This is a genomic window from Kribbella sp. C-35 (assembly GCF_046549195.1).
Classification (GTDB): Bacteria; Actinomycetota; Actinomycetes; order Propionibacteriales; family Kribbellaceae; genus Kribbella.
Genome location: NZ_JAJPWG010000004.1, coordinates 208,500 through 222,554, shown reverse-complemented (window position 1 = coordinate 222,554; position 14,055 = coordinate 208,500). Strand labels below are relative to the sequence as shown.

At 69.3% G+C, this 14,055-nt stretch carries 16 protein-coding genes; 4 read left to right on the top strand and 12 right to left on the bottom strand.

The annotated features are described in order from the left end of the window. Positions 1–22 precede the first annotated feature (22 nt). Positions 23–892 carry an LLM class flavin-dependent oxidoreductase gene (locus ACLJOO_RS26910; protein WP_410790179.1) on the bottom strand — a complete coding sequence of 290 codons (870 nt, stop codon included), beginning with the start codon at positions 890–892 and terminating at the stop codon, positions 23–25. A gap of 2 nt (positions 893–894) precedes the next feature. Next, complete coding sequence (locus tag ACLJOO_RS26905) at positions 895–1,332, bottom strand: GNAT family N-acetyltransferase (protein ID WP_410790178.1); 438 nt, start codon at positions 1,330–1,332, stop codon at positions 895–897. A 62-nt stretch (positions 1,333–1,394) separates the two neighbouring features. Between ACLJOO_RS26905 and ACLJOO_RS26900 the strand changes: the two genes are divergently transcribed. Further along, positions 1,395–2,033, top strand: coding sequence for an SGNH/GDSL hydrolase family protein (locus ACLJOO_RS26900; RefSeq protein WP_410790177.1), 639 nt, complete (start codon positions 1,395–1,397; stop codon positions 2,031–2,033). Positions 2,034–2,084: 51 nt separating this feature from the next. Here the strand turns inward: ACLJOO_RS26900 and ACLJOO_RS26895 are convergent, their stop codons facing one another. The 6 genes from ACLJOO_RS26895 to ACLJOO_RS26870 are packed head-to-tail and all read right to left on the bottom strand — an operon-like array spanning position 2,085 to position 8,358. Beyond that, complete coding sequence (locus tag ACLJOO_RS26895) at positions 2,085–3,719, bottom strand: DUF222 domain-containing protein (protein WP_410790176.1); 1,635 nt, start codon at positions 3,717–3,719, stop codon at positions 2,085–2,087. Between the two features lie 42 nt (positions 3,720–3,761). After that, positions 3,762–4,472 (bottom strand): 2OG-Fe(II) oxygenase, encoded by a 711-nt coding sequence (locus ACLJOO_RS26890; RefSeq protein WP_410790175.1) that lies wholly within the window; start codon positions 4,470–4,472, stop codon positions 3,762–3,764. Next, entirely contained in the window at positions 4,469–5,320 is an 852-nt protein-coding gene (locus ACLJOO_RS26885; RefSeq protein ID WP_410790174.1) for a Gfo/Idh/MocA family protein, read from the bottom strand. The genes ACLJOO_RS26890 and ACLJOO_RS26885 overlap by 4 nt, the downstream gene beginning before the upstream one ends. Continuing rightward, entirely contained in the window at positions 5,320–6,330 is a 1,011-nt protein-coding gene (locus ACLJOO_RS26880; RefSeq protein ID WP_410790173.1) for a Gfo/Idh/MocA family protein, read from the bottom strand. Before ACLJOO_RS26880 ends, ACLJOO_RS26885 begins: the two co-directional genes overlap by 1 nt. Before the next feature lie 11 nt (positions 6,331–6,341). Next, positions 6,342–7,304: a Gfo/Idh/MocA family protein gene (locus tag ACLJOO_RS26875; protein WP_410790172.1), complete on the bottom strand. Its 963-nt coding sequence runs from the start codon at positions 7,302–7,304 to the stop codon at positions 6,342–6,344. A 40-nt stretch (positions 7,305–7,344) separates the two neighbouring features. Further along, the gene (locus tag ACLJOO_RS26870; protein WP_410790171.1) at positions 7,345–8,358 is read right to left on the bottom strand and encodes a LacI family DNA-binding transcriptional regulator; all 1,014 of its coding nucleotides are present in this window, start codon (positions 8,356–8,358) and stop codon (positions 7,345–7,347) included. Between the two features lie 160 nt (positions 8,359–8,518). Here ACLJOO_RS26870 and ACLJOO_RS26865 point away from each other — a divergent pair, with 160 nt between their 5' ends. After that, the gene (locus ACLJOO_RS26865) at positions 8,519–9,238 is read left to right on the top strand and encodes a hypothetical protein (RefSeq protein ID WP_410790170.1); all 720 of its coding nucleotides are present in this window, start codon (positions 8,519–8,521) and stop codon (positions 9,236–9,238) included. On the opposite strand, the gene ACLJOO_RS26860 is transcribed toward ACLJOO_RS26865, so the two are convergent. Genes ACLJOO_RS26860 through ACLJOO_RS26850 form a run of 3 tightly spaced genes read right to left on the bottom strand, consistent with a single transcriptional unit; the run spans position 9,235 to position 11,206 of the window. After that, a complete protein-coding gene (locus ACLJOO_RS26860; protein ID WP_410790169.1) occupies positions 9,235–10,110 on the bottom strand; it encodes an alpha/beta hydrolase in 876 nt (291 codons plus the stop codon). The two genes, ACLJOO_RS26865 and ACLJOO_RS26860, sit on opposite strands and share 4 nt — an antisense overlap. After that, on the bottom strand, positions 10,107–10,634 hold the full coding sequence (locus ACLJOO_RS26855) for a hypothetical protein (RefSeq protein WP_410790168.1): 528 nt from the start codon (positions 10,632–10,634) through the stop codon (positions 10,107–10,109). Before ACLJOO_RS26855 ends, ACLJOO_RS26860 begins: the two co-directional genes overlap by 4 nt. 53 nt (positions 10,635–10,687) lie before the next feature. Then, positions 10,688–11,206, bottom strand: coding sequence for a CGNR zinc finger domain-containing protein (locus ACLJOO_RS26850; protein ID WP_410790167.1), 519 nt, complete (start codon positions 11,204–11,206; stop codon positions 10,688–10,690). A 56-nt stretch (positions 11,207–11,262) separates the two neighbouring features. Here ACLJOO_RS26850 and ACLJOO_RS26845 point away from each other — a divergent pair, with 56 nt between their 5' ends. Continuing rightward, positions 11,263–12,177, top strand: a complete 915-nt coding sequence (locus ACLJOO_RS26845) for a 2-dehydropantoate 2-reductase (RefSeq protein ID WP_410790166.1) — start codon at positions 11,263–11,265, stop codon at positions 12,175–12,177. A 21-nt stretch (positions 12,178–12,198) separates the two neighbouring features. Here the strand turns inward: ACLJOO_RS26845 and ACLJOO_RS26840 are convergent, their stop codons facing one another. After that, positions 12,199–12,906: a hypothetical protein gene (locus ACLJOO_RS26840; RefSeq protein WP_410790165.1), complete on the bottom strand. Its 708-nt coding sequence runs from the start codon at positions 12,904–12,906 to the stop codon at positions 12,199–12,201. 100 nt (positions 12,907–13,006) lie between these two features. On the opposite strand from ACLJOO_RS26840, the gene ACLJOO_RS26835 reads away from it, so the two are divergent. Then, positions 13,007–13,990, top strand: coding sequence for an alpha/beta hydrolase (locus tag ACLJOO_RS26835; RefSeq protein ID WP_410790164.1), 984 nt, complete (start codon positions 13,007–13,009; stop codon positions 13,988–13,990). The last annotated feature ends 65 nt before the right edge of the window (positions 13,991–14,055 follow it).

Below are 14,055 nucleotides of genomic sequence, written 5' to 3'. Positions count from 1 at the left end.
GCGTGCAAGCTTAGGCGCGAGGTCAGCCGAGGCTCGGCGGGCCTTGTTCGATGCGGCGCAGGACCGGGTCCAGGCGGTAGAAGTCGGTGCCGGTGATGAGTTGGCGTTCGTCCCACCAGGTGGCGCCCGCTTCGGCGAGTGGTTCGACGAGGGCGCGGGAGCGGGCGGGGTCGGCCGGGCTGATGCCGCCGACAATCACGTCGTACGGCGTGCTTGGGTCCTCGCGCTGCGCGTTGATGAACATGACCAGGTCGCGGAGCTCGTCGACCGGTGGGGCTTCGCCGTGGTTGGCGGTCTTGAACAGCGGTACGGCGCCGTCCCAGCGCGCGGCCCGGCGCATCGGGGCCTTCGTCGGCCAGTAGCCGGCGATCCAGACCGGCGGCCGCGGTTGCTGGACCGTTGCCGGCAGCAACTCGACGTCATCGGCGCGGTAGTGCTCGCCGGCGTGGTTCACCCGCTCACCGGACCAGTACGCCGCCAGCAGGTCGAGGCCCTCGTCCAGCCGTGAGGCCAGCACCTTCGGGTCGGTCTCGTCGCCGAAGCTGCCGAACTCGTCGTCGATCGGCCCGCCGAGCCCGGCGCCGAAGATCACCCGGCCGTCGCTCAGTCCGTCGAGGGTGGCGACCTGCCGCGCGAGCTGCTCGGGCCGCCGCCGGGCGATCGGCGTGACCAGCGGACCCAGCTTGATCCGCGAGGTTGCCAGCGCGGCGGCCGTCATCAGCATCCACGGGTCACCGAACGGCTGGCCGCGCCGCCGCTCCTTGTTGTGCACCACGTGGTCCCAGAGGAACAGCCCGTCCCAGCCGGCCTCCTCGGCAGCCTTCGCCACCCGCACGACCGTGCGGGCGTCGGCGAAGTCGCCGAAGTTCGGGATGTTGATCGAAAAACGCATCGTCACTCGGCCCTCAGTTCGATGAACGGAATCGTGTCGCCCGGCAGCAGGTAGGTCTCCACCTCGACGAACCCGTGCGCCTTCGCGAACCGTACGCCGTCCTCGTTGCTGCTGAGGATGTGCGTCTCGATGCCGTCGCCCAGCTCCCGCCCGCGCCGCACACAGTGCTCGTAGATCGCCGTACCGAAACCACGACGCCGGTACGCCGGGAGCACGCGAGCGATCACCACCGCCGCCGAGGTCTCCTCGGACGGCGGACGGACCGTGGAGCACCCGACGAGCACGTCACCGTCGTACGCCACCTCGAGCACGTTCCGCGTCACCCGCTCGCGGATCTCCTCGACCGACAGGGGCGCCGTCGGAATGATCTCGTTGTGCACCCGCTGCCAGTCCAGCAGCGTCTGGTCGTCCGTCACCGGCACGATCCGAAGCTCACTCATCCCGCCACCCAACAACCCGCCGGCCGTGCCGGTCAAACTGTGCACGCGGTAGCGTCCGTGTCGTGCGGATTCTCTTCGTGGGTAACAGCTTCACCTCGCGGAACAACCTGCCCGGACTGATCAAGGGTCTGGCCGGGGCGCGCGGTATCGAGATCGAGCACAAGCTGATCTCGGCCGGCGGCGCATCGCTGCGGCAGCACCTCAACGCGGGTAAGGCGCTCGACGAGATCGCGAGCGGTGGTTTCGACACCGTCGTACTGCAGGAGCAGAGCACGCTGCCGATCAAGAGTCCGGACCGCTTCCGGGAGAGCGCCCGCGACTTCGACGAGGCGATCAAAGCAGCCGGTGCACGTACCGCGTTCTACCTGACCTGGGCCCGACGGAACGCGCCTGAGACCCAGCAGGCCCTGACCAAGGCGTACGGCGGCGCGGCGGCGGAACTCGGTGCGACGCTCGTACCAGTCGGGATGGTCTGGGAGCGCTTCCTCAGCCAGTACGACGAGCCCGCGCTGCACGACGCGGACAACAGCCACCCGGCGCTCGCAGGCAGTTACCTCGCGGCCTGCGTGTTCCTCATCGCCCTGCTGAACGAGGATCCGGTCGGAACCGCCGTACCGGTGAAGGGCCTCACAGCAGACACGGCCGCCCAGCTCCGCCAGGCAGCCTGGGACATCTGCTCGAACCTGGCCGCAGCCGAGTAACCCACCACGACCCCGTGGCGGGTCACCCGATCACGCCCTCCCCAGATCGACTCAGTCCGGCGCCGTACGACGACGCACGTCGGCCGGACCAGAGCCGGGTGGACCAGAGCCGGGTGGACCAGAGCCGGGTGGACCAGAGCCGCCCCGATCAGGCGGAGGCGTGTGGTAGCGCCGTCCCGTAGGGCTGGCCCAAGTCGTCGTGCCATCGGGATTTGGGGTAACGACCCATCCACCTTCGTGTTTGAGGCGGTGATGGTGCCGGCACAGGCAATGGAGATTGTCCGTGGTGGTGCGGCCGCCCTCCGCGAAGGCAACGCGGTGGTCGACGTCCGCGAACTCGGCCGGCTGGTTGCACCCGGGGAACTGACAGGTTCGATCGCGCTGGCGCACGAAGCGATCCGTAGCAGCATCCGGTGTGTACTTGTCCGGTGTCCCGGCCGGTGGCTGATCGCTGAGCCGAAGGCCGAGCCGGGACCGGCCCGCGCCCCCGAGGAGACTCCGAGTCAGGGCGCGAGTGAGGTGCTTACGCAAGGACTCCTGAGGAATAGGCCCGTAATGATCGGCTGTCCCGCCGGTGCCGTTCTCGCCTTCGACCAGCGCGCGGATCTCGGCGCCGGTCGCGTGGATGACCACGGTCGCGTCTGCCCCAACGGTCGAGTCGTCGTGCAGCTCAGTGTCTGCGTTGTCGACCGATTTCCCCGGCCTGCGAGTGTCAGTTCGCGGCAGAAGCCGAGCTAGGGCGATGTCAGCGCGCAACTGGTCCATCGAGCGGGGGTCGCCCTGACGACGCCGGTACGCTGCCGCGCGCGTAAGACTGTTCATCACCGCGCCCGCGTCCAAAGCGTCCTGTGTGTGGATCAGTTCAGCCGTGCCGTCACTGGTCGGGAAGATCCGCACCGACCGCTCATCCATCGCCCGGGCATGTGCTTTGCTCCGCGCATCCGGCGAACGCCGAGCCGCCTCCTGCTGCGCTTCCTGCTTCACCTTCTGCAAAGGATGCTTCTCGGCCCACTCCAGCACCGCTGTTTCGGCCGCACGCAGCGCGTCGGGATCCTGCAGGACCGACAACTCCCGTACGATCGTGAACGCGGCCCGCTCGGTCAGCTGCCCCTCCTCCAGCGCCCGCAACGTGGCCGGAAAGTTGTGCACCAAATCGCACGACGTGTGAATCCGCGCCATCGCAGCACCCTTGTGCATCTGCCACACCAACGCGAGCTCATCGGCAGTCGACCGCAGATCCCCAGCCACCCATCGACGCTCGCCCGGGTCGGCGGCCCGGTCCCCAGGCTCGGGATGACGGTGCCCGAGATCGGCTGACACGCCATGCAACGAGCTCTCGTACCCTGTGACCGCCTCGGCCTTCATCGCGGCAAGCCGCGCCTCCAGCCGGCCGATCGCCTCCAACCGATCCTGCCAGCCCGAATCGTTCAGCCCCGACGTGTTCTGGAACGCCACCGCCTCGAACAACCCGGCGCCACAGTCAGGGTCATCCGGTACGTCGTACCGCCCGAGCAACCCGAACCGCCCAGCAACCTGCGCGTCCCGCCGCAACCGATCCCGCAGGGAGGCGAGATGCGCCCTGCTCTCCTCAGGCGATCGGACCGGTAACTGCTCGGGAACCACCGACAGCCGAGCACGCCCAGCAGACACCTCACCCGAGGGCTCGTCGACCGGACACTCACTCATGCACCCGATCATACGTTCGAATACAGCGCGAAACCAAATTGGTCATTTCGCGTCGTGGAAGACGAGCCCGAGAGTATGGCGCGGTCCTGAGCGGATCGCGGACACGCCGTGCCGGACCGGTGCCGCCGACCAGCCGCGTGCCGATTTCACCGGGCGATCGCGCGTCGTGAAGACCAAACCGTGCCCCTGCGGGATCAACGTCGACGTACCCCGCGACTGCGCCCGCGGTCGCTGCTCGACCAGCAGGAACTCACCGCCGGTGTGATCGACGCCAGGGTCGTTCAAGTTGATCACGACCTGGAGCGGGAACACCTTGTCGCCATAGAGATCACGGTGCAAGGCATTCCAGTCGCCCGCGCCGTACCGCAGCAGGATCGGCGTCGGCCGCGCCTGCCCCGCCCGATGACACACGTCCAGCCATTCGTCGAGCGTGTCCGGCCACTCCGCCTCCCGCCCAAGCCTGGAGTACCACTCCCGCGCGATCGGCAGCAGCCGCGGATACAGCGCCTGCCGCAACGCCTCCACCGCGTCCGGGAACGGCCGATCGAAGTACCGGTACTGCCCCTCGCCGAACCGATGCCGCGCCATGTCGATCGTCGCCCGGAACCGCTGTACGTCGTCGTACATCCCAGCGATCCGCGCCGCCTCGGCCGGCGTCAGCAGCTGCGGCAGCAGCGCACAACCGAGGTCGTCAACCGATGCGGCCACAGCGTCCCAGTCGGCTCCGGCCACGCGTCGTTCGTACTTGTTCATACCTCCTGAACGGTCTGGCGCAGGATTGTGTGAGTCTGCTCCAACACGGTGATCGGGGCGAGCATCGTGGCGTCGTCGAGGGGCCGCTCACCGGTCTCGAGCATCCCGAGGAAGACCTTCAGCCCAGGGACGACGTACTCCGAGTCGAGCCGTACGTCGCGACTCACGAGCCCCGTCCGCCCGACGAGCTCGGCATGGAACGGCACCCGCCCGTCGTCCGTCGGCTTCACCAACTGCAACGTCACGAGCACCCCGCCGCACAGGTAGCGCACGACGACAGTGGACCCGACGCGCTCGACCGTCACCGGACCAGGCTCGCCGGGAGCCAACCGCTGCGCCAGATCAGCCGCATGGATCCCGTAGAAGAAGATCCCGCTGTACTCGCTGTCCGGATCAGCAGGCCCGGTCACGGTCACCGCCTGCAGCTCACCGACCGAGGCCGCGGCGAGTGCATCCGCGTCCGTGACCCAACGCACAGCGGAGTACGACGTCACCGGCGCACCACCGCGCCGTGACGCGTCCAGGATCGCCCGCGCATCCGGCGTACTCGCAGCCAACGGCTTGTCCACCCACACGGGGACGCCTGCCTCCAGAAACGGTACGGCGTGCTCGCGGTGCAACGCGCCGTCCCGGTTGGTGGCGATGAGCGCGTCCACGCTGCCGAGCAACTCGGCCGACGTCGGCACGATCCGGGTGATGCCACCGGTCGCGGCGAGCCTCCGGTTGCGTTCGTCGTCGGCGCCGACGAGCGCGACGATACGGGCGGTGTCGGCGACGGGATCGACGTTCAGGTGCTCGACGATGTGGTCGGCGTGGCTGTTCTCGGTGCCGACCAGGGCGATACGCATCAGGCCTCCAACTCGACAGGGCGCCCGGTGCGGGCGGATTCGTACACTGCAAGCACAGTCGCCAACGACCGCCGCCCGGCCTCCAGCGTCACCGCCGGCGGGCGGCCTTCGCGGACAGCGGCGATGAAGTCGCGGTACTGCGCGAGATGTGCGAGCTCGACAGGGCCCCACTCGTCTGGCCCCGCCAGCACAGGCGCCTCGGGTTCTTCAGCTTCTGCCGCGGCGAAGTACGCGAGCTGATCGTCGTCGAGGACCGCCGTCCCTTGATCGCCGTGGATCGTCAGCCGCACCGGGCGGCCCGGGTAGGCCGCCGTACTGGCGAGCATCAGCCCGATCGCCCCGCTCTCGAAGACGATCGACGCACCGGCCAGGTCCTCGACCTCGATGCCTTCGTGCGCGAGCCGACCGGTCTGCGCGCTCACCTGGACCGGGCGACCGAGCATCCAGACCAGCAGATCCAGCGCGTGGATGCCCTGGTTCATCAGGGCGCCGCCGCCGTCGATCGCGAGTGTGCCGCGCCAGTCGTCACCGTCGTAGTACGACTGCGGCCGGAAGAACGCCGACTCGGCGATCCCGGACGTCACGCGCCCGAGGGCGCCGCTGTCGATCGCGGCCCGGATCTGCGCGACGGGCGGCTGGAAGCGGCGCTGGCTGATCACCGACACGGTCAGCCCGGTCTCTCGCTGCGCGGCGATCAACCGGTCGGCGGCGGCCAGCGTGATGTCCACCGGCTTCTCGACGATCACGTGCTTGCCGGCCCGCAGCGCTTCGATGGCGACGTCCGCGTGCAAGGCGCTCGGCAGGCAGATCCCGACGGCGTCGACCTCCTCCGCGGCGTACGCCACGGCCGGTGTCGCATAGACCTGACCGCCGTACTGCTCGACGAGTTTGCCGGCGCGTTCGAGGTTCTGGTCGACGACGGCGGCCAGCACCGCCTCGTCACCAAGGGCTTCGATCAGACGAGCGTGCACGGCGCCGATCGCGCCGGCACCGATGAGGGCGAAACGCATAGAACCTCTCTTCAGTCGGTCGTCCAGGAGATGGGTACGCCGCCGTTCTCGGCGGACCGTTGCGCGAGGAGTGCGAGCCGCGTGGCCAGCAGGCCGCGCTCGGTGGTGATGTCCGGTTCGTTGCCCGCAGCAAGCGCCTTCAGCACGAGCTCGGCCGGGCGATGGCCAGCGGGCAGCGGTACGTCGTGCGGCGCCAGGTCGGTCGTGGTGAGAACGAGGCGGTTGCGGGCCCAGAGCAGCTCGGCGGTGCCTTCGGTGCCGACGAGCTTCATCCGGTAGTCGCCGTGGACGGGTGAGCCGGCCGGGTTCATCCAGTCCACGCCCGCGGTGATCACCGCACCGGGTCCGCTCAGCGTCGCGACGCCGTACGAGCTGTCCACGATCGAGCCACTCACGATCCCGCTGGTCAGGCCGGTGAAGAGCAGTGCGGCGTCGATGTCGTGGACGGCGAGGTCGTTGAGGAGTCCGCCGTACCGCGCGCGCTCGAAGAACCACGCCGGCCGGGTCGGGCGGTTGAGTTTGTGCGGGCCGGACGACGTCACGCCGTGGATCGTGCCGAGTCGGTCCGCGATGCCCAGGGCAGCGAGGGTGACGGGGTAGTACCGCTTCTCCAGCAGGAGAGTCACGTGGCGGCCGGTGCGATCCGCGGCCTCGGCGATCGCGTCGAGATCCTCGAGTGTCGTGCACAGTGGCTTGTCGGCGATCACGTGGCAGCCGGCGTTCAGCGCGTCGACCACAACCTGGCCGCGGTCGCCGTAGATCCCGGCGACCATGACGACCTCGGGCTCGACCTCGCGCAGCATCTGCTGGTGATCGGTGAACACCTTGGCGTCGTACGGCGCGGCCCACCGCTCGGCGGTCTCGCGGGACGGATCCGCCACCGCGACCAGGTCGTACTCCGCGACCTGATCGACCTCCGCGGTCGCATAGGCCACGTGCGGATGGGCGGCGCCGGCGATGGCGATACGCGTCATGATCGTGATTCCAGCATGCAACCGGTTGCAGGTCAACGCATCAGGGCGTCGACTTCGGTGCCGCCGCGGTCGTCGCGCGGGTCACCAGGTGGGTCGCGATCGTGACGCACTCGGTGCTCGGCTCGGTGCCCTCCATCAGGTCGACGAGCAGTTTCGCGGCCGCCGTACCGGCCGTTGCGGCACCGGCCGAGACGCTGGTCAGCGCCGGCGTGGTCAGGGCAGCGAGGGTGTCGTCACAGCCGACCAGGCTGAAGTCCGCCGGCACCGAGATGCCGCGCACCTCGAGCCCGGCCAGCACGCCTTGCGACACCACGTCGTCGAACGCGATCGCCGCGGTCGCTCCCGATCGGACGACCGCCGACACCGAGTCCCGCCCGGCCGCGTAGGTCGGTCGCCCGACCTCGACGATCTCCACCGTCAGCCCCGCCTTGGCGGACGTTTGCGTCAGCGCCTCCCGCCGTTGCTGGTCCGACCACGAGTCGCGCGGCCCGGCCAGGTAGGCGAGCCGCTTGTGGCCGAGCTTCTTCAACAGCAGCACGGCCTCGGTCATCCCGCCCGACGAGTCGATCAGCACTCGCGGGATCCCCTCCAGGTCACGGTTGACCAGTACGACGGGACGCGTCGCCGCCAGTTCGCGGATCAACGCCTCGGACAGCCGCGGCGAGGCGAGCACGAACCCCTCGACCTGCGGCGCCAGCCGGGCGATCAGCTTGGCCTCCCGCTCGGCGGACTCGTCGGAGTCGCCGAGGAACACCGCGAGGTCAGCGGTCTCCGCAGCCAGTTGCAGGCTCCGTACCAGCGGCGGGAAAAACGGGTTCGCGATATCCGGTACGACGACCGCGATGTTCCCGAACCGTCCCGTCGACAAAGCCCGCGCTGCCTGGTTGCCGACGTACCCGAGCCGGACCGCGACCGCGCGGACGTGTTCGACGGTCTCCTGGCTGAGCAACTGCGGCCGGGTGAAGGCCCGCGACACCGTCGACCGCGAAACCTGGGCGGCGGACGCGACGTCGCCGATGGTGACCCCCGGCGCCCGGCCGGCACGTGATGCCATGCCCCAACCATAGGGCTCAGTGCAACCGGTTGCACAGGTGTGGCAGGCAATGTCCAGGTCGTCACACTGTCTTCTTTGTGACGGCAGAGCGAGTGACACTGGTGTTCAGGGGAGCCAGTCGACTCCGGTTGGACAACCGGGCGATGGGCACAAGGTGAGCATGGTGGACGTCGAGCTGCGGTATCTGCGGATCTGGCGGGCAGCCGTGGGACTGCTGGCCGCTCTCGGTGTGGTCACTGCGCTGGTGTTCGTGTCACCGGCGTCGAACCTGGCGGTCTTCATGGTCGCCGCCTTTACCGCCGGAGCCATCTGTCTCAGCGTCGGGCTCGGCCGCGACCTGCCGACGTCGGACCTGCTCTACATGGTTCCCCGCGGTGCGGTGTTCGGCGGACTGTGCGTCCTCGCGATCTGCGGGTACGCCGCCGCGATCGGAGCCCGCACCATGACGCTGCTCCTGCTGATGGTCGGTGTGTCTCCGCCGATCGTCGGCTGGTTGCGCTCAGGCCGGGCCGACCGGCCGGCGCGGGCACTGCCCCGCCGGCCGATCAGATTGCCCAAGGCATCGAACCGTCAGCTGAACGCTGTGCAGGCCGACGACGACCCGGCCGCGGACTGGCCGATGCCGAAGTACCTGGTCGCCGTGGTGCGGAGCCTCGGCGAGCTGAGCGACGAGGAGCTGTGCCTCGCCTGGCGACGAAGCTTCAACCAGCTCCAGCGCGCGATGGGGCCTGACCGCAGACAGGCGATGGCCGACGTACGCCGTGCGTACCTCGACGAACTCGAACGCCGCCACCCCGACTCGTTCGCCGACTGGCTGGCGTCGAACCCGCGCGCCGCCGGCAACCCGGCCCGCTTCTTCACCCACCGCGCCGACCACTAGGAAAACGCTGCATTTAGATCAGCTGCGATGAGTTCGACCGCGTGACGGCCGGCGGACAGTGCGCCCGGAAAGTTCAGGAACGCGTGCATCGTGTCCGCGTACTCGACCAGCCGCGTCGGTACGCCGTCCTGCTCCAGGCGACCCGCATACGCCAGCGCGTCGTCGCGCAACGAGTCCCGCCCGGCCGCCAGCATCAGTGTCGGCGGGAGCCCCGCGAGAGAGTCGGCGCGGAGCGGTACGGCCGCCTTCGGTACGTCGTCCGCGGGGAAGTACCACTCGTGCCACTCGGCGTCCGGGTGCAGGTCCAACGTCGGGTAGCACAGGATCTGACGGTCGGGGAGCGGACCACCTTCGTCGCGAGCGAGCAGGCACGCCCCGGCAGCCAGTGCCGCGCCCGCACTCTGTCCACCTACGGCGATCGCGGCACCGAGATTCTTGCGGACCCATTGCAGGGTGTCGCGAACGTCCAGAAGCCCTGCTGGACAAGGGTTCTCCGGCGCGAGCCGATAGTTGAGGGAGACAACAGTAACGTTGCCGTCGGCAGCGATCCCGGAGGTCGCGTACTCGATGTCGCGCAGATGTCCGCCGATGAAAGAACCACCGTGCAGCCAGAGCAGAACGGGTCGAGGCTCCGGCGACATGCGGTAGATCCGTGCGTCGAGGGACCGCCCCGGCAGCTCGATCACGACGTCCTCGATCTCCGGCCGCGGATCACGCTCACCCGCCAGCGCCGGATCCGGCAGATCCTCCCGGTCCAGCAGCAACGCCTGATACGGATCGAGCTCGGGGTAACCGGGCTGATCGGCGAGCACCTTCAGCAGCGCGTCGGTCTCGGGCCCGTAGTCCGGGCTGTCGACAAGCTCGGGCGTCATGCGCTCACCGGCTGCAGGTGGCGCGCCGCGTGCGCGAACAGAATCCCGTCGGGCGTCGTCGAGACGTACTCCGCCAGCGCCCCGATCCCGCCGTCGAACCCGGCACCCGTCGACGGGTCCGTCCAGGTCTCCTCGTCGTACCGCGAGATCTCGTCGACGAGCGCGTCGCCGACGGTGCGGAACCTGTGCAGCACGAGTTCGGACGGGATCCGCCGGCCCGCCTCGACGCCGCCGAGGTTGAGCGCGCGCCCGATGTCGGCGGTCTCCCACCGCGGATCGAGACTCCAGTGCAGGCGTCCCGCCCGGGCGTCCCGCACTACGGCGAGCGTGATCTCGTCCCACATCAGCACGTGCGCGACCAGGTCGTGCAACGAGTCGCAGAAGTCCCCGAGCGGCCCGGCGGTCACGTCGTACGGCGCCCGCAGTTCGTCCTCGCTCAATCCCTCGATCCGGCTCAGCAACAGGTCCTGGTCCCGCCGGATCATCCCGGCCGCCTGCGCCGGTGTTGTAGTCGGTGTACGCATACCGACAATCAACCAGCCCGGCCGCCGCGGCCCCGGCCGATTGCGCGAACCTCTCAATCCACCGCCCGATACGTCGCCATCTTTGCGCGGGCCCCGCACGTGTTCATCGAGCACCACCGCCGCCGCCCGGCCCGACTTGCGTCGACGAACAGCAGCGAACACTCGTCCGCCGCGCACGTCCGGATCCGATCGCCGAACGGACCGGTAAGCAAGTCAACCGCGTCCCGAGCCAAACCACTGAACAGACCGGGCACATCGACCGTCGCGCTCTCGGCACGAAGCTCCGAGGTCAGCCGAGGCCCGGCCAACGGACGGCTGCTCCATCGATTGACCACCTCGAGGTCGGCCGCGTGCGTCGTCCCGGTGAAGAGTCGATACAGCGCCTCGCGCAACTCGACGGCCTGCCGATACGCACGTGCCTGGACGACCGGCTCGTCCCGGGTGAGGCCGGCTTCCCGGAACCATCGGCCGAGATCGGCCGGCTCCGGGATCCGCTCGAACGGCGCCTGCTGCCGCTTGCCGAGCGTCGCGGTGAAGTCGACCGACGGTCGGCCTCCGACCCAAGTGAACATCTGCGTAGTCTATCATCGCTGTTACCAGTTGAACCGGTAACACGAAGGAGCGGCTTGTGAGGATCGGGATCGTCGGCGCGGGTGGTGTGGGCGGGTACTTCGGCGCGCGGCTGGCCGCCGGGCAGGACGTGGCGTTCGTGGCGCGGGGCAAGCACCTGGAGGCGCTGAAGGCCGACGGGCTTGTGGTGCGTAGCCCTGCAGGTGACTTGCAGTTGCCGGTGCAGGCGACCAGCGTGCCGGCCGAGATCGGCCCGGTGGACTACGTGCTGATCTGCGTGAAGACGTGGCAGCTGCCCGAGGCGATTGACACGATCCGCCCGCTCGTGGGTCCGGACACCGCGATCATCACGGTGCAGAACGGGGTCGAGGCGCCCGACCAGGTCGCCGAGGTCTACGGGCGGGACGCCGTACTGCCCGGGGCTGCGGAGGTGATCGCGTACGTCGAGAGTCCCGGCGTGATCCGGCATCTCGGCAACGGAAAGCTCAACTTCGGCGAATGGGACAACGCGGCCACGCCGCGAACCGGTCTGCTTCGCGACGCGTTCATCGCAGCAGGACTCCAGGCGACCGTTCCGGACGACATCTGGGCGGCGATGTGGACGAAGTTCCTCTCGGTCGTCCCGGGTGGCGGCCTCGGTACGGCGACCGGCGCCGGGTACGGCGTGCTCCGCACCCATCCCGCCACGCGCCGCCTGCTCACCGAGGCCATCACGGAGATCCGCGACGTCGCCCTGGCGCGAGGCATTGGGGTTGCCGAGGACGTCGTACCGCGGACGCTCGCCTGGATCGATCAGCTCCCGCCCGACGGGACCACGTCGCTGCAGCGCGACCTGATCGCCGGCCGCCCGTCGGAGCTCGACGCCTGGACCGGCGCCGTCGTACGACTCGGCGCCGAATCGGGCGTCCCGACGCCGGTCAACTCGTTCCTGTTCGAGCTGGCCGGCGCCCGAGCGCTTGCCGCCGGCAACTGACCGCCGCCGTACTCGTGCATCTCAGTGGTGCGACTCCTCGAAACCGAGTTCGTCGAGGATGTCGGCGACCGGTCGCCCGGGTGCGGCTGCGGCGACCAGGCCGTGGATGCAGCCGGTCATGACCATCCGGAAGTAGGCCTCGCCGCCGATCTGTGGGAGCTCGGCCTGCGCGGCGGCGAGCACCTCGTCGGCGGCAAGCAGTGCGCAGACCTTCTCGAGCTCGCGACGGTGTGAGCCTTCGAAGTACGGACGGTGCCGTTCCTCGGCCGCGCTCAGGTTGATCGCGAGCGACGCGACCGTACCGGACAGCATGATCGCTGCGCCCGGGCCGTACCCGCGCCGCCCGAGCGCTTCGACGGCCTCCCGCTGGAGCCTGACGCCGGCCGTACCACGGGGGAACAGGCCCTGCATATACGCGGCCAGCCCGGGATGGCCGAGGACGAAGTCGTGGATCTGCTGCGCGAACGACAGTAGGTGCGCTTTGATGCCGTCGTCCGGGTCGTCGACGATGTGCAGCTCCCGCAGTACCGCCTCGCCGACCAGCGCCTCGAGCCCGAGCTTGCCGTCGACGTGCCGGTACAGCGCGGTCGGGGTGACGCCGAGCGCGGTCGCGACCCCGTTCACGGTCAGGTTGGTCAGGCCGAGCCGCAGGCCCTCCCGCTCGATGTCCGCGATGCTGATCTGCGCCTGGCGACCACCGGTCTTCCGGCGGGGCGGATTCGCTGTCACAACCCTCCTCCATGGGGCCTGACCCCAAAGTTATGCTACTAACTTAGACCGACACCGTCACCGACGGTGATCTGCCCTGTCCCACACTCTTCAGGAGATCATGGTGAGCGCACCTCGCCCCACCCGGCGCACGATGCTGAAGGCCGCCGGCGGGCTGACCGTCGCCGCCGGCCTCGGCGCCGGCACCATTCTGGCCACCTCCCTCGCCGCCAGTGCGGCCGATGACGGATTCGGCCTGCACATCACCGAGCGGAACGAAGACGATCCGCGGATGCGGTACTACCGCTTCCAGACCGACGCGATCGGCTGGGCCCCGGCCGTCAACGTCCTGCTGCCGAGTGACTATCACACCAGCGGGCGCACCTACCCGGTGCTGTACCTGCTGCACGGCGGCAACCAGGACTTCATCGCGTTCGACCGCCTCGGCATCCGCGACTGGACCGCGGGCAAGCCGTTGATCGTCGTGATGCCGGACGGCGGCAAGGCCGGCTGGTACTCCAACCCGGTCAGCTCCAACAGCGGCCCGCGCAACTGGGAGAGCTTCCACCTCAACCAGTTGGTGCCGTGGATCGACGCCAACTTCCGCACGTACGCCGAGTTCGCCGGCCGTGCCGTCGCCGGCTTCTCGATGGGCGGCTTCGGCGCGCTCAAGTACGCAGCGAAGTACTACGGCCACTTCGCCTCCGTCAGCTCGCACTCCGGTCCGGCGAGCGTCCGCCGCGACGCGGGCCTGGTCGTGCACTGGGCCAACGTGTCCTCCGCGGCCGTCGACCTGGCCGGCGGCACGATCTACGGCGCCCCGGCGTGGGACGAGGCACGCGTCACCGCCGACAACCCGATGGAGAACCTCGAGCGCTACCGCGGCAAGCGCATCTTCCTGGTCGCCGGCACCAGCCCGAGCCCCGACCCGTTCGACTACGCCAACGAAACCCAGGTCCTGGCTGGCCACCGCGAGTTCCGCGCCGCCCTCGACAAGGCCAACATCCCCTTCACCGCCTACGAAGAACCAGGCGGCCACCTGGTCCGCCCCAACCGCATGATCGAAGACCTAGACGGCATCATCGCCCACCTCAAGAAGGCCTGACCCACCCCACCCCGATCCCCCGCCGTTGGTGGGTTGACCCATCAGATGCAGGGTTTGCGTCCGAG